Annotated in this window: 24 protein-coding genes, 1 tRNA gene and 1 pseudogene; 16 read left to right on the top strand and 10 right to left on the bottom strand. The window is 67.4% G+C overall.

Annotation, left to right across the window (positions count from 1 at the left end; translation table 11 throughout):
* Position 1 precedes the first annotated feature (1 nt).
* Entirely contained in the window at positions 2-355 is a 354-nt protein-coding gene (locus tag KZX42_RS10540; protein WP_248119302.1) for a hypothetical protein, read from the bottom strand.
* A 90-nt stretch (positions 356-445) separates the two neighbouring features.
* Here KZX42_RS10540 and KZX42_RS10535 point away from each other — a divergent pair, with 90 nt between their 5' ends.
* Both KZX42_RS10535 and KZX42_RS10530 read left to right on the top strand, forming a co-directional pair.
* A complete protein-coding gene (locus KZX42_RS10535; protein ID WP_248119301.1) occupies positions 446-1,750 on the top strand; it encodes an amidohydrolase in 1,305 nt (434 codons plus the stop codon).
* A 78-nt stretch (positions 1,751-1,828) separates the two neighbouring features.
* Positions 1,829-1,901: transfer RNA gene (locus tag KZX42_RS10530), tRNA-Arg, on the top strand.
* Positions 1,902-2,356: 455 nt separating this feature from the next.
* On the opposite strand, the gene dapE is transcribed toward KZX42_RS10530, so the two are convergent.
* On the bottom strand, positions 2,357-3,544 hold the full coding sequence (gene dapE / locus KZX42_RS10525; RefSeq protein WP_248119300.1) for a succinyl-diaminopimelate desuccinylase: 1,188 nt from the start codon (positions 3,542-3,544) through the stop codon (positions 2,357-2,359).
* A gap of 42 nt (positions 3,545-3,586) precedes the next feature.
* Here dapE and KZX42_RS10520 point away from each other — a divergent pair, with 42 nt between their 5' ends.
* Positions 3,587-4,063 (top strand): cupin domain-containing protein, encoded by a 477-nt coding sequence (locus tag KZX42_RS10520; RefSeq protein ID WP_248119299.1) that lies wholly within the window; start codon positions 3,587-3,589, stop codon positions 4,061-4,063.
* Positions 4,060-5,352, top strand: a pseudogene (locus KZX42_RS10515) (MFS transporter). Before KZX42_RS10520 ends, KZX42_RS10515 begins: the two are co-directional and overlap by 4 nt.
* A gap of 173 nt (positions 5,353-5,525) precedes the next feature.
* Here the strand turns inward: KZX42_RS10515 and KZX42_RS10510 are convergent.
* Positions 5,526-6,551, bottom strand: a complete 1,026-nt coding sequence (locus KZX42_RS10510) for a 2'-deoxycytidine 5'-triphosphate deaminase (protein ID WP_248119298.1) — start codon at positions 6,549-6,551, stop codon at positions 5,526-5,528.
* Between the two features lie 81 nt (positions 6,552-6,632).
* On the opposite strand from KZX42_RS10510, the gene apaG reads away from it, so the two are divergent.
* A complete protein-coding gene (gene apaG, locus KZX42_RS10505; RefSeq protein ID WP_248119297.1) occupies positions 6,633-7,040 on the top strand; it encodes a Co2+/Mg2+ efflux protein ApaG in 408 nt (135 codons plus the stop codon).
* A 20-nt stretch (positions 7,041-7,060) separates the two neighbouring features.
* Positions 7,061-7,393 carry a hypothetical protein gene (locus KZX42_RS10500; protein WP_248119296.1) on the top strand — a complete coding sequence of 111 codons (333 nt, stop codon included), beginning with the start codon at positions 7,061-7,063 and terminating at the stop codon, positions 7,391-7,393.
* 176 nt (positions 7,394-7,569) lie between these two features.
* On the opposite strand, the gene KZX42_RS10495 is transcribed toward KZX42_RS10500, so the two are convergent.
* Positions 7,570-8,115: a GcrA family cell cycle regulator gene (locus tag KZX42_RS10495; RefSeq protein WP_248119294.1), complete on the bottom strand. Its 546-nt coding sequence runs from the start codon at positions 8,113-8,115 to the stop codon at positions 7,570-7,572.
* Positions 8,116-8,394: 279 nt separating this feature from the next.
* On the opposite strand from KZX42_RS10495, the gene KZX42_RS10490 reads away from it, so the two are divergent.
* The 5 genes from KZX42_RS10490 to argF all read left to right on the top strand — a co-directional run bounded on the left by KZX42_RS10490 (position 8,395) and on the right by argF (position 12,734).
* Positions 8,395-9,228 (top strand): ABC transporter permease, encoded by an 834-nt coding sequence (locus KZX42_RS10490; protein ID WP_248119292.1) that lies wholly within the window; start codon positions 8,395-8,397, stop codon positions 9,226-9,228.
* Between the two features lie 43 nt (positions 9,229-9,271).
* Positions 9,272-10,261, top strand: coding sequence for a M20/M25/M40 family metallo-hydrolase (locus KZX42_RS10485; protein WP_248119290.1), 990 nt, complete (start codon positions 9,272-9,274; stop codon positions 10,259-10,261).
* A complete protein-coding gene (locus tag KZX42_RS10480) occupies positions 10,258-10,434 on the top strand; it encodes a hypothetical protein (RefSeq protein WP_248119289.1) in 177 nt (58 codons plus the stop codon). The genes KZX42_RS10485 and KZX42_RS10480 overlap by 4 nt, the downstream gene beginning before the upstream one ends.
* A gap of 89 nt (positions 10,435-10,523) precedes the next feature.
* Positions 10,524-11,717, top strand: coding sequence for an aspartate aminotransferase family protein (locus tag KZX42_RS10475; RefSeq protein WP_292047901.1), 1,194 nt, complete (start codon positions 10,524-10,526; stop codon positions 11,715-11,717).
* Between the two features lie 102 nt (positions 11,718-11,819).
* Entirely contained in the window at positions 11,820-12,734 is a 915-nt protein-coding gene (argF, locus tag KZX42_RS10470) for an ornithine carbamoyltransferase (RefSeq protein WP_248119287.1), read from the top strand.
* A 7-nt stretch (positions 12,735-12,741) separates the two neighbouring features.
* Here the strand turns inward: argF and KZX42_RS10465 are convergent, their stop codons facing one another.
* From KZX42_RS10465 to KZX42_RS10455, 3 genes are all read right to left on the bottom strand, one after another.
* Positions 12,742-13,530, bottom strand: a complete 789-nt coding sequence (locus KZX42_RS10465; protein ID WP_248119285.1) for a hypothetical protein — start codon at positions 13,528-13,530, stop codon at positions 12,742-12,744.
* A gap of 97 nt (positions 13,531-13,627) precedes the next feature.
* Positions 13,628-14,125, bottom strand: a complete 498-nt coding sequence (locus KZX42_RS10460; protein ID WP_248119283.1) for a pyridoxamine 5'-phosphate oxidase family protein — start codon at positions 14,123-14,125, stop codon at positions 13,628-13,630.
* A 74-nt stretch (positions 14,126-14,199) separates the two neighbouring features.
* Positions 14,200-14,418 (bottom strand): hypothetical protein, encoded by a 219-nt coding sequence (locus KZX42_RS10455; protein WP_248119281.1) that lies wholly within the window; start codon positions 14,416-14,418, stop codon positions 14,200-14,202.
* Between the two features lie 219 nt (positions 14,419-14,637).
* On the opposite strand from KZX42_RS10455, the gene KZX42_RS10450 reads away from it, so the two are divergent.
* From KZX42_RS10450 to KZX42_RS10440, 3 genes are all read left to right on the top strand, one after another.
* Positions 14,638-17,487 (top strand): hypothetical protein, encoded by a 2,850-nt coding sequence (locus KZX42_RS10450; protein ID WP_248119279.1) that lies wholly within the window; start codon positions 14,638-14,640, stop codon positions 17,485-17,487.
* A 61-nt stretch (positions 17,488-17,548) separates the two neighbouring features.
* Complete coding sequence (locus KZX42_RS10445) at positions 17,549-18,472, top strand: sulfite exporter TauE/SafE family protein (RefSeq protein ID WP_248119277.1); 924 nt, start codon at positions 17,549-17,551, stop codon at positions 18,470-18,472.
* Positions 18,469-19,290 (top strand): TIGR02186 family protein, encoded by an 822-nt coding sequence (locus tag KZX42_RS10440; protein WP_248119276.1) that lies wholly within the window; start codon positions 18,469-18,471, stop codon positions 19,288-19,290. The genes KZX42_RS10445 and KZX42_RS10440 overlap by 4 nt, the downstream gene beginning before the upstream one ends.
* On the opposite strand, the gene gluQRS is transcribed toward KZX42_RS10440, so the two are convergent.
* Genes gluQRS through KZX42_RS10425 form a run of 3 tightly spaced genes read right to left on the bottom strand, consistent with a single transcriptional unit; the run spans position 19,274 to position 20,675 of the window.
* Positions 19,274-20,134 carry a tRNA glutamyl-Q(34) synthetase GluQRS gene (gene gluQRS / locus KZX42_RS10435; protein ID WP_248119275.1) on the bottom strand — a complete coding sequence of 287 codons (861 nt, stop codon included), beginning with the start codon at positions 20,132-20,134 and terminating at the stop codon, positions 19,274-19,276. The two genes, KZX42_RS10440 and gluQRS, sit on opposite strands and share 17 nt — an antisense overlap.
* 2 nt (positions 20,135-20,136) lie before the next feature.
* A complete protein-coding gene (locus KZX42_RS10430) occupies positions 20,137-20,427 on the bottom strand; it encodes a type II toxin-antitoxin system RelE/ParE family toxin (protein ID WP_248119274.1) in 291 nt (96 codons plus the stop codon).
* Positions 20,424-20,675, bottom strand: a complete 252-nt coding sequence (locus tag KZX42_RS10425; protein WP_248119272.1) for a type II toxin-antitoxin system ParD family antitoxin — start codon at positions 20,673-20,675, stop codon at positions 20,424-20,426. Before KZX42_RS10425 ends, KZX42_RS10430 begins: the two co-directional genes overlap by 4 nt.
* 112 nt (positions 20,676-20,787) lie before the next feature.
* Between KZX42_RS10425 and KZX42_RS10420 the strand changes: the two genes are divergently transcribed.
* On the top strand, positions 20,788-21,438 hold the full coding sequence (locus KZX42_RS10420; RefSeq protein WP_248119270.1) for a DNA-3-methyladenine glycosylase 2 family protein: 651 nt from the start codon (positions 20,788-20,790) through the stop codon (positions 21,436-21,438).
* Positions 21,435-22,094 carry a trimeric intracellular cation channel family protein gene (locus KZX42_RS10415; RefSeq protein WP_248119268.1) on the top strand — a complete coding sequence of 220 codons (660 nt, stop codon included), beginning with the start codon at positions 21,435-21,437 and terminating at the stop codon, positions 22,092-22,094. Before KZX42_RS10420 ends, KZX42_RS10415 begins: the two co-directional genes overlap by 4 nt.
* Positions 22,095-22,126 lie beyond the last annotated feature (32 nt).

Here is a 22,126-nt window from a genome sequence, read left to right as displayed (position 1 = left end):
CCTAGTTCTGATCGGCCGCCTTCAGCCGCCGCCCGTCGTCCAGGCCCAGCCGCGTCTTGACCTCGAACAGGTCGGCGCCGGCCGGCACGATCAACAGCTTCTTGGGTTCGGCCGTATTGACCGCCACCACCGCCCCCTTGGGGCAGATGTCGAAACAGTCGGCGCCGGTGACGACCAACTCGCCCTTGCGGCCCGACTTTCCCTTCTTCAGGCGAAGGTATTTCCGCAGCGCCTTCTTCAGCGTCAGATCGCCGTCCGGGCCGAAGCCGCCGTCCAGCTTCTTGGAGCATTTGCGGCACACCAGGACCACGTCCCGCCACTGCGTCCTCGCGCTCTTGAAGTCTTTCTCGGCCATGCGGACAGAAATCGCCGTTCGCGACGTCTTGCACAAGCGGTCGCGGCGCCGTCACCTGCGGGCGGGCTGAAAATTTCACGGGACCTTCACATGCGCCGACTGTTCGCCGTCTCCACCCTGGCGTTGCTTGTCGCGGCCGGCGCTGCAAAGGCGCAGGCCGTCGATGCCGCCAGCGTCGACGCCGCCGTGCAGCGGGTCCTGCCCGAGGTCGTGGCTTGGCGACGCGACTTTCATCAGCATCCTGAACTGGGCTTCGCCGAGACCCGCTCGGCCGGAGTCATCGCCGATCATCTGCGGTCGCTGGGGCTGGAGGTTCGCACCGGCGTCGGCAAGACGGGGGTGGTCGGCGTGCTGCGCGGCGCGCGACCGGGGCGGACGGTGGCCCTGCGCGCCGACATGGACGCCTTGCCGGTTCAGGAGGCGACGGGCCTGGACTTCGCCTCGACCGCGACCGGAACATACATGGGCAATACGGTGCCTGTGGCCCACGCCTGCGGCCACGACATGCATATGGCCATGCTGCTGGGCGCGGCCGAGGTGCTGGCGGGGATGAAGGACCGGATCGCCGGCACGGTGGTCTTTGTCTTCCAGCCGGCCGAAGAAGGCGCGCCTCCGGGCGAGCCTAAGGGTGGGGCGGCCCTGATGATCGCCGAAGGGGCCCTGAACGATCCCAAGCCCGAGGCCATCTTCGGCCTGCACGTCGTGCCTGGCCGTCCGGGCAGCGTCTTCTATCGGCCCGAGGGGTTCATGGCGGCGTCTGACCGCGTGGACATCAGCCTGAAGGGCAGGCAGACGCACGGCGCCTGGCCCTGGCGCGGGGTCGATGTGATCGCGGTGGCGGGTCAGGTGGTCGAGACGGTGAACACCCTGACGGCCCGCACGGTCGATCCGACCACGACCCCCACCGTCTTCACCATCGCCACGATCAACGCCGGCGTCCGCTACAACATCATCCCAGACAGCGCGACGCTGTCAGGTACGCTTCGCACCTTCGATACGGCCCAGCGCGACGCCCTGGTCGCCCGCGCCGAGACCGCCATCGACCACGTCGCCGAGGCCTACGGCGCCACCGCAGAGTTCGGCGTCAAACAGAACGCGGCCCTGGTGTTCAACGACCCCGGCCTGTCCGCCTGGCTGGCCCCGGTCCTGACCGAGGCGGCGGGCGAGGGGAACGTCAACCCCGCCACGCCCCCGACCACGGTGGCTGAGGACTTCAGCTATTTCCAGCAGGTCATCCCCGGCGTCTTCTACCACCTGGGCGCCAGCCCCGACGGCGTGGACCCCGCGACCTCTGCGCCCAATCACTCGCCGGAGTTCTCACCCAACGAGAAGGTCCTGCCGTTGGGGGTGAAGACGCATGTCCTGACGGCGCTGCGGTTTTTGGAGCGGAGTTAGGCGATGGCTATCGCGGCGTGAGGAGAGGTCGCAAACCGACCCGTTGCGGACATCCGACGCTGCCGTATGCTGAGGGCGGGCGCGGTAGCATAACTGGAGAGTGCATCAGGTTCGCCCTGAAGACGCCGGGTTCAAGTCTCGGCCCGCGCCTATGATGTCTGCTTTTCGCGCTTGGATCGCCTGCGGCTTTCGACCCATTGCGGACACTCGGATCGGACTGCCAGTATGAAGTCATGAGAGCATCGGTAGCGACGGGATTTTCGGCATTGCTTCTCACAGCGTGTGCGCCCCACCACCCTCTGCTGGATGTTTATCCTGAACTTCGTAGTGTGCCGCAAAGCGCGTGGTGTGAAGCAAGAGGCGGAACCCCAACAGAAGTTCTTGAGCCTGATGAGGTTGGTCGTCTGAAGGTCAAAGTTGTCGGTTGCAGCATACTTCCCCACACATCGAGCGAAAGTGAGAGGCTGAGCATCCGAGATTGGATAGCCGAACATCCCGAATACCGGCATGAGCCGCGCAAAGTCCCCTAACCACCCATTTCGGACTCATCGGCAGGTCCGGTCTGAGGTGAGCCAAGTGGGCTAGATTAAGTGTCTACGGCCGCGCTTACAACCGCTCGAACACCGTCTCGATCACCTGGCGATAGACGGCCGTCAGCGTCTCCAACTCCGCCGTCGGCACGCGTTCGTCGATCTGGTGCATGGTCTGGCCGACCAGGCCCAGTTCCAGCACCGGGCACAGGGCGCGGATGAAGCGCGCGTCGGAGGTGCCGCCGGTGGTGGAGGCCTCGGGGCGGCGGCCCGCCACGGCCTCGACCGCGTCCTGAACCGCCTCCACGAAGGCGCCCGGCTCGGTCAGGAAGGCTTCGCCCGAGCACAGATGCTCCAGGGTGATCTGAAGTCCGGTCTCGGCCTGCATGGCGCCGGCCTCGCGGTTCAGCCAGTCGATCAAGGCGTCGCCGGTATGACTGGGGTTGAATCGGATGTTCAGCCGCGCGGTCGCCTGGGCTGGAATGATGTTGGTCGCCGGATTGGCGATGTCGATGGTGGTGATCTCCAAGTTCGACGGAGGGAACCCCTCATACCCATCGTCCAGAACGTGGTCGTTCAGCCGGCTCATAAGACGCGCGATCACCGGCGCCGGATTGGCCGCCCGCTCGGGATAGGCGACGTGGCCCTGCTTGCCCTGCACCGTGATCCAGGTGTTCAGCGAGCCGCGCCGCCCAACCTTGATCATGTCGCCGAGATGTTGCGACGACGACGGTTCGCCGACCACGCAGGCGTCGATGACCTCGCCCTCGGCGGCTAGGGCTTCGACTACCCGCTTGGTGCCGTGAAGCGCCGGCCCCTCCTCGTCGCCTGTGATCAGGAAGGACAATGAGCCTTTGGGTTCGCCGTCCGCCAACACCTGCGACACGGCTGCGACCCAGGCGGCGATCCCGCCCTTCATGTCCACCGCGCCCCGGCCATAGAGGACGCCGTCGCGGACCTCGGCCTCGAACGGCTGGGCCGACCACTGGTCCGACGGGCCGGTCGGGACCACGTCCGTATGGCCGGCGAAACAGAGGTTGGGCGAGGCGGTCCCGCGCCGGGCGTACAGGTTCTCGATCCGGGCATGGACGCCTTGGCCACCCGGTCCTTCGAAGGCCAGGCGGCGGCAGGTGAAGCCCAGCGCCGTCAGATGGCGCTCCAGCACCTCCATCGCCCCCTCGTCGGCGGGCGTGACGGACGGGCGGCGGATCAGCGCCTGGGTCAGTTCGACAGGATCGATAACGGGAGTTGATGCGCGGTTCATGCGCCTATGCTTTAGGGACATCGCGGGGAGGCGAGAAGGCCCATGCCGAAGATCGATGTCGAGACCGCGCCGAGAGGCGATGGCACGAGCTATCCCGAGGAGTTCGCCGGCCCGTGCAAGCCGCGCCGCCGATGGAAACTGGGCGATGCGGCGGGCCTGAGCCAGTTCGGCGTCAACCTGTTGCGCCTGCCGGACGGCGCTTGGTCCAGCCAGCGTCACTGGCACGCCGAAGAGGACGAGTTCGTCATGGTGGTCGAGGGCGAGGTGGTGTTGATCGAGGACGACGGCGAGACGACCTTGCGCGCCGGCGACTTCGCTGGGTTCAAGGCGGGCGTGCCGAACGGCCACAAAATAGAGAACCGATCGGGCCGCGACGCGGTTCTGCTGGAAGTCGGCACGCGCAGCCCGACGGTCACCGCCTGCGATTATCCCGATATTGATATGGTCCTGCCCGACGGGGCGGATCGTTATTTCCACCGCGAGCGCCAACCCTATCCGAAATCTCCCAGACGAACGTGACCACAGAAACCATCGACACCGGCCCCGCCGCCCTGCCCGTTCCGCCTGCGCCGCCCGAGGGGCCGTCCAGCCCGTGGGGGATACGCGACTTCCGCCTGTTGTGGTTCGGGCGGGTCGTGGCGGTTCTGGCCATCCAGATCCAGTCCTCGGCCCTGTTGTGGCAGGTCTATGAGATCGCGCGGCGCGATCATCCGATCGAAGAGGCCAGCCTGTATCTGGGGCTGGTCGGCCTGTGTCAGTTCCTGCCGCTGCTGGCCTTCACCCTGCCGGCCGGGGCGATGGCGGATCGGCGCGACAGGAAGCGGACCGTGTGGATCTCCATCCTGGTCGAGGCGGCCTGCGCGGCGTCGTTCCTGGCCATGGCGCTTCACGGCGCGCCGCCGCTGTGGGGGCTGCTGGCGGTCGCGGCCCTGTTCGGCGCAGCGCGCGCCTTTCTGGCCCCGGCCAGCCAAGCCTTCCTGCCGATGGTGGTGGGTCGCAAGGCCTTGCCGCCCGCCATCGCGGCCCAGTCCATCGCCTTCCAGACCGGGGCTATCGCCGGCCCGGCCCTGGGCGGGGTGATCGTGGGCGTCAATGTGCCCCTGGCCTATGCGGTGTCGCTGGGGATGTTCCTCTTGGCCGTCGCCGCCTTCATCCTGATCCGCACCAGCGGCAAGCCCGCGCCCTAGGCCAACCCACTGTCGCCGGTGGATTCGGTCAAGGAGGGGCTCGCCTATGTGTGGAAGACCAAGATCGTGCTGGGCGCCATATCGCTGGATCTGGTGGTGGTGCTGCTGGCGGGCGTGGCCCTGCTGACGCCCATCTTCGCGCGCGACATCCTGCATGTGGGGCCGCAAGGGTTCGGTCTGCTGCGTGCGTCGTTCGGGGTGGGGGCCATGGTCATGGCCATCTATCTGAGCCGCTATCCGATCGTCCGGCACGGGGGCGTGTGGATGTTCGCGGCGGTCGCGGTGTTCGGGATCTGCACCATCACCTTCGGCCTGTCGCGCATCGTCTGGCTGTCCGGCCTGGTCCTTTTCATCGGCGGGGCGGCGGACATGATCAGCGTCAATGTGCGCCAGACCCTGATCCAGCTGGCCACGCCCGATCATATGCGCGGACGGGTGTCGTCGGTGTCCATGCTCTTCATCGGCGCCTCGAACGAACTGGGCGAGGCCTATTCTGGCGTCATGGTGCGCCTGCTGGGCGCGGTGGGCGCAGCGGTCTTCGGCGGTTTCGGCGCGCTGGCGGCCACGGGCGCCTGGTCGGCGATGTTCCCAGGGCTGCGGAAGGCGGACAAGCTGACGTGACGAGATCAAGTCTCCTCCCCATCGGAGATGGGGAGAGGGACCGCGAAGCGGTGGAGGGGCTCTTGAAGCCCCACGGGCTTCCGTTCTTCGCGCTGGAAGAACCCCTCCGTCTTTTCGCTGCGCTTCGAGCCACCTCCCCACGAAGCAGGGAGGAGACACTGGCGGTCACGTCGTCACCACACCCTGAAATGCTTCGACAGCTTCAGGCCCTGGTTCTGATAGTGGCTGCCGCTTTCGCCATACAGGCGGCTGGGGCGTTCGGTCAGGGGTTCATAGACCAGGCGGGCGACGATCTGGCCGTGTTCCAACAGGAACGGCGTGTCGTGGGTGCGGACCTCCAGCACGCCTTTCGAGCCCGCGCCATGCGCCTCGTCCGTGCCGAATCCGGGGTCGAAGAAGCCGGCGTAGTGGACGCGGAACTCGCCGACCGACGGGTCGATGGGGGTCATTTCGGCGGCCTGATCGACGGGGATCTCCACATCGTCGGAAGAGGCCAGGATGTAGAACTCGCCCGGATCCAGCAGCAGTTCACCGCGACGCAAGGACAGCGGCTCCCAGAAGTCGCGCGGATCATGCCCGTCGATATGGTCCAGATCGACCACGCCCGCATGGCGGCGGCCGCGGAAGCCGACGATGTCGCCGCCCTGCAGATCGACGCCGACCGAGCGGGTTTCCAGCTTGGGCGGATCGCCCGCCTTCAGCCGCAACTGGTTCAGGCGCGTGCCCGGCCGGACCAGGATGGAGAAGGTCTGGGGCGCGACCTCCAGATAGAGGGGGCCGTCATAGCCCTCGTCCACGTCGTCGAAGCTGGCGCCGCGATCGGTCAGCAGACGGACGAAGACGTCCACGCGGCCGGTTGAGCTTTTCGGATTGGCGCGCGCGATCAGGCCCTGCGGCAGCTTCAGTCGCTCCTGCAGGCGCACGATGTAGACACAGCCCTTTTCCAGCACGACGCCGGCGTCGGTTATCTCGATGGCGTGCATGGCCACGTCGGCGATCCGCTCCTCGACCTTGCGCTTGCCGGGCAGGAAGGAGGCGCGCACGCGCCACGCCTGGTCCGATAGGCGCAGGTCCAGGCTGGCGGGTTGGACCTGGTCGTGATCGAAAGCGGTGTCAGACGTGATGGCGCCGGTCGCGATCAGCGTCTCGATGGACTGGGCGGGAAGGATGCCGGGGCGCGGCGCCTGGAAAATGCTCATGGCGTCTGTCTCACACGGTTTTCACGACTTGTCTTCAAGTCGCGCTTGCAGCCCGCGCGCGGCGGGGCGAGCATATAGCCCATGCACGATGGTCCTGCCTATAGCGCCGAAACGAACGGCATCCTGATCCGGGTCCGGCCCAGCTATCTGGCAGGTCAGTCCGATCCCGAGGCGGGGCGCTGGGTCTGGGCCTATCATATCGAGATCGTGAACCTGTCGGGATCGACGGTTCAGCTGATGGCGCGCCGCTGGACCATCACCGACGCGCACGGCCATGTCGAAGAGGTCGCCGGGCCGGGTGTGGTCGGAGAACAGCCGGTGATCGAAGCCGGCGCCAGCTATTCCTACGCCTCGGGCTGTCCGCTGGGCGCCGACAGCGGGTCCATGGTCGGGGCCTATTCCATGACGGATGCGGAAGGCCGCAGCTTCGAGGTCGAGATTCCGGCCTTCTCGCTGGATACGCCGGATGCGCGGCGGGTGTTGAACTGAAAGCGCCAGTTGAAGGTGATATGAAACGCGTAGCGGTGTTGGCGTCTTTTGCGGCTATGTCGTCTTTCGGCTGTTCTTCCACCCACGGAATGAGCGAAAAGCAGGCCTGCGAACTGGCCATGGACCGCGTCGCGAATAGTCGTCTTTTGCTGGGGGCTTCGGCGGCGTTCTGCGACCACGTAGCGGCCGAAACCAATCCTACGGGCTATTATGTCTTGTCCCTGCATAGCGGCCGGGATTGCGACGGAATATGTAGCACAAACCTAGGATGGTTCGCCGTTCAGAAATCGACGGGCGAAGTGTTCAATTGGAACGTGGCGGAATCCAAGCTTGGATCACCGATCGCCGGCTGATGCTCGCCTGCTCTCTTACATAACGTTTTCGAAGAGGATGGAGCTGCGTCAACCCGGATGAACCGCAGCCCCCGCCCCTGAAGTCTCGCCGACTTGCTTGCGCGAGTCGGCGAGGGGGATTTGCGCAGAACGCCGCGCTCAAATCGTGAGCGACCGCGCGGCGAGCGATAGCGCGCTTAGATGTAGCGACGCAGGCTGCGGGCCAGGTCGGACGAGCCGTCCTTGCCACGCTTGATCTGGGGCTGGTAGGCGACGCGGGCGTGTTCGACGCAATAGACGCCTTCCGAGGCGCGGCGGCCGCAGAAGCTGAACTCGCGCGACGACGGGTCGCCGATCGGCCATTTGCACATATGCGCGCCCAGAGTCATGACCGTGGCGGTGCCCGGCAGGTCCGGCATCGGGGCGGGGACGGGCGCGGCCGGCTGGACCGGCTTGGGCTGGACGGCTTCCAGACGGCGCGGGGCCGAAGGCTGGGCCGGCGCCGGGACGGGTGTGGCGGGCGCGGCAGGGCGCGGGCGCGTCGTGCGGAAGGTGGCGGCGACGGTGCGCGCCGGCTGCGACGGGGCGGCCCGGCCCGACAGGCCCAGACGGTGCACCTTGCCGATCACGGCGTTGCGGGTGACCCCGCCGCCCAGTTGCTTGGCGATCTGGCTTGCGGACTGGCCTTCCAGCCAAAGCTTCTTCAGCGCGCCTACGCGGTCGTCGGTCCAGCCTGCGGTCATGCCACCCTCCAGCGAGTTGGATTCAATATCTAGGTCCAGGCTCCCCCTCCGGGGTCTTGACCTACAACTAATCGTAAACCAGCCGTTAAGAACCGCAAGATGTGCGAATCATCCTGTCCACAGAAACCAGATGTTGAATCATCGTTAAGGTTAAGGTCGGGTCGTGAGGGGTGACGCGTGAATCGTGAGTGGGGCGACTGCATCGAGACGGTCACGCTTCACTACTCGCCCCTCACGACGCCCTTGCGCGGCAGGGACGCAAAGCGCATCTGGCGGTCCATGACCGAGACGACCTCCGACCTGATCGCAACCCGTCCCTCCGGCCTGCCGCAGCCGCGTCGCTATCCGGGGATCAACTGGATCGGGGTGCAGACCCTGTATCTGCGCGAGGTGCGGCGGTTCTGGAAGGTGGGGGCCCAGACGGTGGCGGCGCCGGTGGTGACGACCCTGCTCTACATGCTGGTGTTCGTGGTGGCGTTGCAAAATGCGCGGCCGCCGCTGCACGGCACGCCCTTTGCGTTGTTCGTCGCGCCCGGCCTGATCATGATGGCGATGTTGAACAACGCCTTCGCCAACGCCTCGTCCAGCCTGATCCAGGCCAAGATCATGGGCACGGCGACCGACTTCCTGACCCCGCCGCTCAGCCCGCTGGAGCTGACCCTGGGCTTCACGCTGGGCGCCGCGACGCGCGGTCTGGCGGTCGGCCTGGTCACGGCGATCTGCGTGCTGCCGTTCGCGCCGCTGCACATCGCCAATCTGTTCGCCGTCGTCTGGTTCGCCCTGGCGGCCAGCTTCATCATGGGCATGGTCGGGGTTCTGGCCGGCTTGTGGAGCGAGAAGTTCGACCACCTGGCGGCGGTCCAGAACTTCATCGTCATGCCGATGACCTTCCTGTCTGGCACCTTCTATCTGGTCGACAATCTGCCAGAGCCGTTCCGGTCGATCAGCCACTACAACCCCTTCTTCTATCTGATCGACGGCTTCCGCTATGGCTTCATCGGCCATGCCGAGAGCAATCTGGCGGTCGGTGTCATCGGTTCGGCCGTCCTGATGGCCGCCATGGGCGCGGCCTGCTGGCTGGTGTTCCGCTCGGGCTGGCGCCTGAAGAGCTAGATCGCTACCTGTTGCGGATCGCTCCTCCCAGGAAGGTCCGCCAATGCTGTTCCGTTCGCTTGTCGCCGCCACGGCCCTGTTGGCCGCTGTCCCCGCCTTCGCCCAGGAAGCCACCCCGCAGGCTGGCGATCGGCCCGATATCGCCGCCGGCGCCGCCCAGTTCGTCAAGCCCACCAACGCCGAGCGAACCCAGGTCCTGGTCGGGTTTCTGAACACGCTGGGCTTCACGCCCGAGGTTCAGACCTTCGAGGGCGGCAATCGCACGACTGGTCCGATGCAGGGCTCAAACGTCGTCGTGACCGTGGGGCAGGGCGACAAGGATATCGTGATGACCGCCCACTACGATGCGGTCAAACTGCGCGACGGAACCCTGTCGCAGGGCATCGTCGACAATGTCGGCTCGGTCATGGCCATGATGGAGGCGGCCAAGACCCTGGACATGGCGCTGGAAGGCCAGCCGGTCGCCCACCGCTTCGTCTTCGTCTTCACCGACCAGGAGGAGCTGGGCCTCTTGGGCGCCAAGGCCTTCCTTGAGACGCACGGCAAGGACCGCATCGCCGCCGTCGTCAACGCCGACGTCGCCGCCTATGGCCAGACCATCATGTACGGCGAGAACAACGGCGAGCAGTCGCGCTTCGTGCTGGAAACGCTGCGCGGCCTGTGCGCCGAGCGCAACTTCGACTGCATGCCCTATCCTACCTATCCGCCCAGCGACGACCGCGCCTTCTCGGCCGCCGGGGTGCCGGTGGTGTCGTTGGGAACCCAGGACGCGATCGGCGCCCACCAGATGTGGCTGGCCTTCAACGGCGGCGAGAACAACGGCCTGAAGGAGGGCTTTGTCCCGCCGGTGTTCCAGCGCATCCACTCGACCGAGGACAAGCTGTCTTATCTCAAAGGCGTGGACGTCGCCCGGTTCGGCTTGTTCATCGCCGATCTGGGCCTGGCCCTGGACAAGCGGCTGGTCGAGAACCAGGCCAAGGCCGACGCCGTCGCCGCCGAAACCGCGCCTGCGACACCGCCCAGCAATCTGTGACGGCCGCTGTCGAGATACCAGGCGTTCAGCCGACCCCGCGCGAAGGCCGGTCCGCGCCCAACACCAACTTCGTCCTGCCGCTGCGCGTTCTGGACGCCGGTCAAATCCAGGCCCTGCGCGCCATCGTCGCGGATGTCCGCGTCCGCGGCCTGCTCGGCGCCGGTGTTGACTAACCCCTTCACTAATCCGACAACGCCTTTCCGTATCAATCCGGCTCCGTCGCTCGCGGCGGAGCCGTCTCGCTTTTGGAGGTCTTGGTCCCGTGTCCACTGAACATCTGATGGGTGTCTACAATCGCGCGCCGCTGGAAGTGGAACGCGGCCGAGGCGCGCGTCTGTGGGCGACCGATGGGACCGAATATCTCGATTGCGTCGCCGGCATCTCGACCAACGGCCTGGGCCACGCCCATCCCGAACTGGTCCAGGCGGTCAAGGACCAGGCGGAGAAGCTGTGGCATGTGTCCAACATCTTCCGCATTCCGGGCCAGGAAGCGCTGGCCGACGCCCTGTGCTCATCAAGCTTCGCCGACGTAGTCTTCTTCACCAATTCAGGCACGGAAGCGGTCGAATGCGCGCTGAAGACGGCGCGCAAATATCATTCGGCCAATGGCCAGCCTGAGCGGATCGACATCTACGGCTTCGACGGCTCGTTCCACGGCCGGACCTATGGCGCGATCAACGCCGCCGCGAACCCCAGCTACACCGAGGGCTTCGGCCCGCCGATGCAGGGCTTCCACCAGCTGACCTGGGGCGACAAGGACGCGCTGAAGGCCGCTTTCGAGAACCCGACCACGGCGGCCGTCATCCTGGAGCCCGTCCAGGGCGAGGGCGGGTGCCGCGAGACGCCGGTCGAGGACCTGCGCTGGATGCGCCAGATGGCCGACGACAACGGCGTGCTGCTGATCTTCGACGAGGTTCAGTGCGGCATGGGCCGGACGGGCAAGCTGTGGGCCCACGAATGGGCCGGCATGGCGCCCGACATCATGGCGGTGGCCAAGGCCCTGGGCGGCGGTTTCCCCATCGGCGCCTGCCTGGCCTCGGCCAAGGCGGCCAAGGGCATGACGGTCGGCGTCCACGGCTCGACCTTCGGCGGCAATCCTCTGGCCATGGCCGTGGGTCAGAAGGCGCTCGGCCTGATCAACAGCCCCGAGACGCTGAACAATGTCGCCGAGATCGCCGGATATCTGAAGCAGCAGCTGGCCGGTCTTCAGGCGCGCTTCCCCGACGTGATCGTGGACGTGCGCGGCAAGGGCCTGTTGATCGGGGTCAAGCTGGTCCCGAACAATCGCGAATTCATGGCCCTGGCGCGCGACACGCAACAGCTGCTGATCGCCGGCGGCGGCGACAACTGCGTTCGGATGCTGCCGCCCCTCAACCTGACGCTGGACGAGGCCCGCGAGGCCATCACCCGCTTCGAAGGCGCCTGCGAGGCGGCGCGCGAGACGCTGGCCGCCTGATTTCAAACCGCTCATCCCCGCGAAAGGGATGAAGCCCACACCGGGCGTCTGTCGCCCAAAGCACCAGGTCCCCGCTTTGGCGGGGATGAGCGGAGTTAGGCAATGGTCCGGCACTTCCTCGACATCCACCGGCTCGGCGCTGCCGATCTGCGCGCCATTCTTGACGACGCCCACGCCCGCAAGGCCGCGCGCAAGGGTTGGCCCCAGGGGCGGGCCGACGCCGATGCGCCGGGCCGGGATCGGGTTCTGGCCATGATCTTCGAAAAGAACTCGACCCGCACCCGATTCAGCTTCGATGCGGCCATCCGACAGCTGGGCGGCGCCTCGATCATCGCCACCGCTTCGGACATGCAGTTGGGGCGCGGCGAGCCGGTCGAGGACACCGCCCGCGTTCTGTCGCGCATGGTGGACGCGGTGATGATCCGCGCCAACAACCATGAGGATGTCGAACGCTTCGCCCGCGTCTCCACCGTGCCTGTCATCAACGGTCTGACCGATCGTTCGCACCCCTGCCAGATTTTGGCCGACCTGCAGACCATCGAGGAGCATTGCGGGCCAGTCGCCGGCAAGACCATCGCCTGGATCGGCGACGGCAACAACGTCTGCCACAGCTTCATGCACGCCGCGCCCAGGTTCGGCTTCCACCTGAACGTCGCCTGCCCGGCCGAATACCATCCCGACCTGCGCGATCTAGAAAAGGGGGGCGCCGCCGTCACCCTGACCAGCGATCCCAAGGACGCGGTGAAGGGCGCCGATGTCGTCGTCACCGACACCTGGGTGTCGATGGGCGATCAGGATTACGAGGCGCGCCTGGCCGCCTTCGAGCCCTATACGGTCGACGAGGCCCTGATGGAGACGGCGGCACCCGGCGCCGTCTTCCTGCACTGTCTGCCCGCCCACCGCGGCGAGGAGGTCACCGACGAAGTTATCGACGGCCCGCGCTCTCTGGTGTGGGACGAGGCCGAGAACCGCATCCACGCCCAGAAAGCCGTACTGGCCTGGTGCTTGGGCGGCTGATCGCGACCTATGGTCCGACGTTAAGGGGGGGAGACGCGGTCCACGGACCGAGCGCCAGAACGCCGTCATAGCCGCCGTCTTCCGGCGGGGTCATGATCACCCCGCGGGCATTCTCATCGTAGAGGGCATGAGACGGATTGACCCCGCACGTATCGTTTGAACAGTTCCAGGCTTCGCCGCCCTGCTGAGCGATCTTGAGACTGATCGTCTCGCGCGCAGGCAGATGGGCAGCGGCAGGCAGGCCTATATGGGGATAGCGCTCGATGGCTGTCTTTCGCGCGTGGACATTGCCCGCCAGGCCGATGACCCGGGCGTTGGGGTGCAGTTGGCGCGCGCGCCCCAACAGATATCCCATGTTCAATTCGTACCATGCCTGATCCAGGCTATCGCCTCGACCCAGGCTGGACGGTTGAAACAGATTAATGCTGATGTCACGGCCTGACGCTCTCAATTGGCGGACCCTGTTCAGCAGATCCAAGAGCGCCCGACTGGTGCGGCCGTCCTGCACCGCGCGCGTGGTCAAAGATGATCCGCGCAATGTAGCCAAGGCCGAGGCTTGGTCGGGCGAGGCCATGAAGGCGTCGATCGTTGGCTGAAGCGTCTCGCCGAGCTCAAGGGCCACTACAACCCGCCCACGTTCGGCGGCGGCGCAGGCGATTTCTCCAACGGCGCGCGGCGCCTCCGCCGTACCATGCGACTCGCCGATCATGATGACGTGTTCGGGCCGGTCAAGCAGCTCCGCGACGCCGTCCGGCGGCGCGCAGGCGATCGACATAGCGGTCAAAAATCCCAGCACGACATAATCCTTCGAGCAATCTAGATTGCAACTGATACAACCGAAGGTGACGGAATTACGGTCGAGCTGGGACTGTGTGTCGTCGTCTGAAGCCGACTTAAAGCTTCACGTCGGCCACGCCGCCGGCGTCGGGGATGGACTTGGTCATATTGGCCTTTAGAACTTCATAGCCGAAGCCGATGGCGCCCTTGTCGGACACCCAGACGCGGCCGTCGTCGGCGTCGAAACGCACCATGGTCAGGTGCGGGTCGTCCTTGCCGTCCGGGTACCAGGCGGCGACGACGGGGTTCCAGTATTTGTCGATCCTGGCGCGGTCCTGATCGATGCCCAAGGCGCCGTGGATGCAGGCCTGAACCTTCTGGTCCTTGGCCTGATAGCAGAACATGCCCTTCTGGCCGCCAGCGGCGACGTCACGGGCGAAGTCGGTGTCGTCGCGGGTGAAGAACCAGATCGTCCCGGTGTCGTCCTCGCCAAAGCCCGTCATCGGTTGGTGGTGATAGCCGGGGCGGTCGATCCCCAGCATGCCGGTGTTGGACTCCTTCAGGCTTTTCCAGAATTCCTTCTCGGCCTCGGCCGGGGTCAGTTTGTCGCTCATGTGGCGTCTCCGTTCATGGGTCGCACCATCAACCGCCCGGCCCATGTCGGGTTCCTAAGGCCAAGCTTTCCGATCTAGCGGCCGGGGATCCAGGGCGTGCGCTCAGCGCCGAACAGGGTCGCTAGATGGATCAACAGCAGCAGGGCCACGGCGGCGGCCCCGATCATGAGAAACCGCCAGGGCATCAGGCGCGGTCCCTTCATCGGATCGGGCGGCAAGGCCCCGCGCCAGCCGGTGAAGACCATGAGGGCGAGGGCCAGGCCCAGCAGGATGAGGGTGAGGGTCAGGCTCATGGTTTCGCAGGTGGCGAAAGCGGCGGGCCTTGGCAAGCGAAACCCTTGCCCGGAGGTTAATCTTCACGGCGCATTAACCGTAATGATTCAGTAATCCAGGGCCGCAGAGGCGCTGTCCACAGGATTGGCGGACCGCTGCTAGATATTGCGGTTAACCATCAGTTTACACCCTCGATATTGACGGTATAGCCTTCGTCGCATGGGCCGGGAGACGAATCAGTGAGCGCAGCGGCGCCGTGGAGCGTTAAGGGGATCGATCCGAAGGCGCGTGAAGTCGCCAAGGATCTGGCGCGTCGTTCCGGCATGACGCTGGGCGAATGGCTGAACTCCATGATCATGGAAGACGAGGAGGAGGGTTACGCCACCCTGCCGCGTCGCGGCCCGATTTCCGAAAGCTATGAGCGCCGCAACCGCAGTCGCCGGCTGGACGACGCCTACGAACTGCCCGAAAGCGACGGTCATCGGATCAGCGCCTCCATAGACGCCATCGCTGCGCGGCTGGAAGCCGCCGAGCGCCGCTCGACCGTGGCCATTCAAGGCGTGGACCAGGCGGTCGCCGGCCTCATGCGTCGGCTGGACGGCCAGGACGTCGAGACGCAGGGCCATGCCCGCCGCATCGACGACATCGCCGAGGAGCTGCGCGAGGGCCATCGCCGCCTGCGCGCCTTCGAGCGCGAAACGGGTCCGACGACGCAGGAGGGTTTCGCCAAGGTCGAAACCTCGCTGGGCGCCCTGTCGGGGCGGCTGTACGAGATCGAGGAGCGCCAGCGCCTGGGCGTCAACGACCTGCGCGAACGGATGGAGGCGGTCGAGAAGGCGGCCGGGCCGGGCGTCGGCTCCGAACTGATGGCCCAGGTCGGCGCGCGACTGGACGCGGCGCAGAACCGCACCACCGAGGCCCTCAGGACGCTGGAACGCTCGTTCGCCGAACTGGATGCGCGGATGCGCGCGGCCGAGAGCCGGGTCGAGCCGGAAGGCGCGCGCGACGCCGCCCGTTTCGAAAAGCTGGCCGAAAGCCTGTCGCGCCAGATCGAGAACAATCGCGCCGAAATGATGCAACGGCTGGACGCCGCCGAAACCGGCGCACGGATCGACCGCATCGAGCGGGCGGTCCAGGCCGTGGGCGACCAGCTGAAGGCTTCGGAACAGAAGTCGGCCGTGGGCCTGGAGGCCATGGGTCGCGAGGTCATGCGCATCGCCCGCAATCTGAGCGCCCGCGTTCAGAAGGTGGAGGGCGAGAGCGCCGGACGCGCCGACGCTATCGGCCGCGCCGTCACCGAGGCGGTCGGCCAGACCATCGAGGCCGAGGTCGCGCGCCGCGCCGCCCGCCTGGACCAGGATTTCGCCCGCCATCTGGATCGTGTCGATCAGCGCCTGACGGCCAGCGACGACCGCCACGCCCTGGCGCTGGAGAAGCTGGGCGGCGAGATCACGCGCATCTCGGACCAACTGAGCGACCGCATCGCCCAGTCCGAGCGCCGCTCGCAGCAGGCGCTGGACGACATCAGCCGTCGCCTGTCGGAAAGCTCGGACAAGATCGAGCAGCGCTACGACCGCGCCTCGGGCGAACTGGCCGAGCGGATGCGGATGAGCGAGGAGCGCACCGCGCGCCTGCTGGCCGAGGCGCGCGAGAGCATGGAGACGCGCACGCCGACGCCGATCCGCGACAAGCCTCTGGATAGCGCCTCGTCTCGCGCGGTCGCCGAACGCACGACGCCTGCGCCTATCCAGTCCGCCTCGATCGAGAGCGACTGGCGCGCCGCCGCCTTCCCCGACGAGACCTTCACGGAACAAGGCGACTGGTCCAGCGATCCGGTGACGCCGGCCGTCGCCGACGCCGCGCCCTTCCCGGCCAGCGCCTTCTTGGAGCCCCAGCCGAAGGCTGAAGCCGTCGAGGCGCCGACCGCCGAGAGCGAACCCGTCATCCAGCCGTTCAGCGGTTTTGGCGGCGCCGACGTGGACGATGCGCTGGAGGCGACCTCGCCTGGCTTCTCCGCCACGCCGTCCGCTTCGGAACCCCGTCCTTCCAACGCGCTGGACGCGGACGAGGACGATTTCGGCGGCGAGACCGAGTTTGTCGATCCGCGCCAGTTGCGCGCCAGCATGGGGGCCGCCGCCGCCGCCGGTCGCGCCTCCTCGACCCGCTCCACCATCGACGCCGCCCGCGCCGCCATCACCACGCCGCCCGAGCCTGAACCGACCTCGCGTCAAGGCTTCGGCCTGAAGCGCGGCGGCAAGTCTAAGCTGCAGGAGCGGCTGGACCGACAGGCGGCCCGCGACGGCTCCACGGTCAAGAAGACCTTTCTGGCCTCGGTCACGGCGGTCGCCCTGACCGGCGGCGTCTATGGTTATCTGTCGCTGACGGACGGCGGCGCGCCCGGTTTCGAACTGCCGAACCTTGGGGGCGGGTCTCAACCAGCCAGCGACCAGAAGACGTCGGCGACGCCTCTCGCCGCCTCGGCCGTGACGCCGACTGGACCGCGCGCCGCCTTCGACATCGCCGGCCCCGGCGCCGCCGACTACGAGGCCGCGATCGGCAAGCTGGATGGCGGCGACATGTCGGGCCTGGCGGGCATGACCCGCGCCGCCGACCTGGGCTACGCCCCGGCCCAGACCTATCTGGGACAGCTGTATCTTGACGGGGCCGCCGGCGTGCCGGCCGATCCGGCCAAGAGCCGTCAATGGGGCCGCCGCGCGGCCGAGGGCGGCGATCCGCGCGGGATGCATCTTTACGGGATGCAGCTGTACGAAGGCGACGGCGGCGCGACCAACCAGTCCGAGGCCCTGGCCTGGCTGCTGAAGGCGGCCCAAGGCGGTCTGCCCGACAGTCAGTACAACGTCGCCCGCATCTATGAGACCGGGGCCGACGGCGTGGCCAAGAACCCGACCGAGGCGTTGAAGTGGTACATGATCGCCGCGCGCGGCGGCGACACCGAGGCCCAGGCCGCCGTGACGCGGCTGCGTCCGCAGGCCAGCGCCGTGGATCAACGCGCCGCCCGAACCGCCGCCGACGCCTTCGTCGCCCAATCCCGGCCTTTGTCGCAGACAGCGTCGCAGGCTTCAGGCTAAGACACCGCCTCCGCCCCGCCTGACGGCGAACCTGTAACCGCTCCAGCCGAAGGCCCGTCCTTTGGACATCTATCTGCCGATCGCCGAGGTTTCGGTGAACTGGCCGACCCTGGTGATCCTGGGGGCGGTGGTCGGGTTCGTCTCGGGCCTGTTCGGCATCGGCGGGGGCTTCCTGATGGCCCCGATCCTGGTGTTCCTGGGCATTCCCCCGACCGTCGCCGTGGCCAGCCAGGCCAGCCACGTCGTGGCCTCCTCGACCTCGGGCGTGATCCGCTACGCCGGCCAGGGGGCGGTCGACTTCAAGATGGGGTCGGTCATGGCGACCGGCGGGGCGGTCGGCGCCCTGGCGGGGGTGGAGCTGTTTCGATACCTGCGCCTGCTCGGCCAGGCCGATCTGGTGGTGGCCCTGTCCTATCTGGTTTTCCTGGGCGCCATCGGCTGCCTGATGCTGAACGAGAGCCTGACGGAAATCCTGCGCCGCCGCCGGGGCGTGCCGGCGCCGCGCAAGGATCGTCGCCGCCCGATGTGGCTATACGGCCTGCCGCTGCGGATGAAGTTCCCCAAGTCGGGTCTGTACATCAGCGCCCTGCCGCCGTTCGGCCTGGGCGTCTTCGCCGGGGTGCTGTCGGCCATCATGGGGGTGGGCGGCGGCTTCATCCTGGTGCCGGCCATGCTTTATATCCTGCGTATGCGGGCGGGCGCGGTGGTGGGAACCAGCCTGTTCCAGATCATCATCACCACCGCCATCACCACCATCCTGCAGGCCGGACGCAACCAGACGGTCGACGTCGTTCTGTCCACCATCCTGCTGCTGGGCGGGGTGGTGGGGGCCCAGATCGGCGCCCGGTTCGCCGGCCGGTTCCGCGCCGAGGAGCTGCGCGCGGCCCTGGGGCTGATCGTGTTGCTGGTCGGGATCCAGATGGGGCTGGAGCTGTTCGTGCGGCCTGCCGACATCTTCATGCTGGCGCCGGGGATTCCGGAATGATCCAGGCCCTGCCGCCGCCCGATCCCGCACCGGCCGCCGTCGCCGCGCCTGCGTCCGACCGCTCGGAGGCGACCACCGGGACCCTGCGCGTCGCCGCCGCCCTGACGGACGCCCAGGTCCATGTCGATTCCAGTTTCCGGGGCGCGTCGATCGTCCTGTACGGGGCGGTGTTCAATCCGACGCCCGATCCGACCGACGTCGTCGTGGTGGTCCGCGGGCCGGACGCTCCGATCCGCCTGGTCAAGAAGACCCGCACCTCGGGCGTCTGGCTGAACAGCCGGCCGGTGGTGTTCGAGGGCGCGCCGGGCTTCTACATGACCGCCTCGACCCGGCCGCTCAGCGACATCGCCGACTTCGGTCAGTTGCGGCGCCTGGGCGTCGGGGTCGATCACCTTCGCATCGACGCGCCGCAGGAGAGCCGCACGGTCTCGCGTTACGGCGTGCGCGACGTCGTGGTCAGCCGTCTGGGCGACGACTATCTGGACTGGCGCCGCGCCGTGATCCGGCTGAAGGAGGCCGCCGCCCTCTACGACACTGATTCCCAAGGGGTCGAGTTCGTGGACAAAGGGCTGTTCCGCGCCGAGGTCAAGCTGCCGACCGTGGCGCCGACCGGCAAATACTACGCCGAGGTCTGGCTGTTTCAGGACGGCGAGCCGCAGTCGGTCTCCAACCTGACGTTGACGGTCGAGAAGGTGGGGCTGGAGCGCGACATCTACGAGTTCGCCCATCGCCGCCCGTGGCTGTACGGCGTGCTGTGCGTCGTGCTGGCGGCGCTGACCGGCTACGGCGCCTCGCGAATCTTCAGCCGCCGCAGCTGAACCCCAGTTCGTCGCGGAGCGCCTCGGCCGTCAGCCCGCCGGCGCGCAGCTCGGCCAGGGTGACCGACCGATCCCGCTTGGCGTAGCGCCGCCCGTCGGGTCCCGCCAGCAGCCGATGATGACGATAGGTCGGCGCCGGCCAGCCCATCAGCGTCTGGATCAACCGCTGCACAGGGGTGGCGGCGAACAGGTCCTGGCCCCGGATCACATGGGTCACGCCCTGCAGGGCGTCGTCATGGGTCACGGCCAGATGATAGGCGACCCCCGTATCCTTGCGCGCCAGCACGACGTCGCCCGCCGCCGCCGGATCGACGGGCAGGGGGCCCGTCTCTCCATCGGGACCTTCGCCCTCTTCGACGAAGGTCATGCCGTTCCAGACCGCCTCGCCCAGCGCGTCGCGCGCCCGATCCAGCGACAGCCGCCAGGCGAACGGCGCGCCCGAGGCCAGCAATCGCGCCTCCTCCTGCGCCGAATGGGGGCCCGGCCGCACCGCCTCCATGGCGCCGTGCGGCGCGTCGCCGATGGCGTTCAGGATGTCCTTGCGCGTGCGAAAACAGCGATAGAGAAGTTCGCGCGCCCTAAGGCGTTCGATAACGGCGGCGTAGTCGTCCAGATGATCGGACTGACGCCGAACCGGTGCCTCCCAATCCAGCCCCAACCAGGCCAGATCCTCCAGAATCCCGGCCACATATTCGGGCCTGCATCGTGTCGGGTCGATGTCCTCGATCCGCAGCACGAACCGCCCGCCCGCCGCCTTCGCCGCCGACCAGGCCGTCAGGGTCGAAAAGGCATGGCCCTTGTGCAGTCGGCCGGTGGGAGACGGGGCGAAGCGGGTGGCGAACACGGCTAATCTTCGTCCGTGTCCAGCAGATGCGTCCAGTCGCGGGCCGCGTGAAGGATGCGGACGACTTCTATGACAGGGCCGACGCGATAGAAGATGAGATATGCACCGTGAGCCCGTTTCCTCAGGCCAAGCGTAGAAGCCTTGGGATAGCGGTTGGGATTACGCGCCAACTCCCTACACGCGGCCAGCAGTCCTTCCACCAAACGTGCAGCAGCGGGGGGACTGTCCTGTCGGATATACTCGCCGATTTCTCGAATGTCGTCTTGGGCAGGTTCGGTGACGAGGACCTTCATTCGTCGTGAGCCGTGCCGAACCGCGCCAAAATCTCCGCGTGAACCGCTTCTAGCGGCCGAACGCGCCCTTCGTCAGCCGCCTTTATGCCTTCCTCCAGCTTGCCCAGCAGGACCGCCAGCCGCGCCTCATGCTCCTGCACCAGTCGGACGCCGGTGCGCAGCACTTCGCTCTTGGAGCCGTAACGGCCGTCGCGCACCAGCCGGTCGACGACCTGCTCCAATGCGCCCAGTTCGACGGTCATGGTCATGGCGGCCTCCTCGATGAAGAAGCCAATAATAGTTATTGGCTCGGTCTGTCGCCAGCCGAAATCCGCCATCGACCGCATTTCCTTGAGCGTCCCGGCGCGTCATAGGTAGGTCATGCCGCTTCAACCCACGCCCGATGACATCGCCGCCGCGCGCGAGGCGCTTGTCGCCGCCGATCCGGCCCTGGCGCGCGTTCACGCCCAGACGCCGCCGTTCGAATGGCGGTTGAGGATCGGCGGGTTCGAGGGGCTGTTTCGCATGATTGTGGAGCAGCAGGTGTCGGTGGCCTCGGCCGCCTCGGTCTGGGCGCGGTTGCGCGAGGGGTTGGGCGGGATCACGCCCGAGCGCCTGCTGGCGTACGATGTGGACCAGTTACGCGGCATGGGCCTGTCGCGTCAGAAGGCGACCTACGGCCAGGGCATGGCCCGCGCCCAGATGGCTGGAGAGATCGATCTGGAGCATCTGTCGAAGCTGGACGACGTGGCGGCCATCGCGGCGTTGACGGCGCTAAAGGGCGTCGGCCTGTGGACGGCCGAGGCCTATCTTCTGATGTGCGAGGGGCGGTTGGACGTGTTCCCCGGCGGGGACGTGGCCTTGCAGGAGGCGATCCGCTGGGCCGACGGCGCCGAAGTTCGGCCCGATCAGAAGGCGGCCTACGCCCGCGCCGAGGTCTGGCGACCGTATCGCGCGGTCGCGACCCATATGCTGTGGGCCTGGTACACGGGCGTCAAGCGCGGCGATATCGTGCTGGAGACGCCCGCATGACCCCGCTGGATCCCGCCCTGACCGAGCCGCTGCGCAACGCCCAGACCGTGCTTTCGGCGCTGGATTTCGCGGGCGTGGCCGTCTTCGCCGCCACCGGCGCCCTGGCCGCCGCGCGCGAAAAGCACGACGTGGTCACCTTCGCCTTCTTCGGGGCCATCACCGGGGTCGGGGGCGGGACCCTGCGCGACCTGTTGCTGGGCCTGCCGGTGTTCTGGGTTCAGGATTGGCGCTATCTGGCCGTCTGCCTGTTCGCCTCGACGGCCCTGTGGCTGGTGGGGCAGCGCGACTGGCGTTTCCGCGCTCTATTATGGCTGGATGCGATCGGCCTGGCGGCCTACGGCGTCATGGGGGCGGCCAAGGCCGAGGCGGCCGGGGCGCCCGCCCTGATCTGCATCGTCATGGGCACGCTGACCGCCTGTTTCGGCGGGGTGGTGCGCGACACCCTGGCGGGCCAGCCGTCCATCCTGCTGCGGCGAGAGATCAACGTCACGGCGGCCATCCTGGCGGCGACCGTCTATATGGCGCTGCGGGCGCCAGGCGTCGGCGTGTGGCCCGCCGCCATCGCCGCCGCCCTCTGCGGCTTCCTGTTGCGAGCGGCGGCGCTGCGGTGGGGCTGGACCCTGCCGGGCTTTCCCACTCATGCCGCGCGGAGTTGAGGCGGGGGCGTCACGAAAACGCTGCACGTCGG

Origin of the sequence: Brevundimonas sp. EYE_349 (assembly GCF_023147505.1) — a bacterium.
In the GTDB taxonomy this organism is placed as follows: domain Bacteria; phylum Pseudomonadota; class Alphaproteobacteria; order Caulobacterales; family Caulobacteraceae; genus Brevundimonas.
The sequence above is the reverse complement of the archived record's forward strand: the minus strand, read 5'-3'. Positions and strand labels throughout refer to the sequence as shown.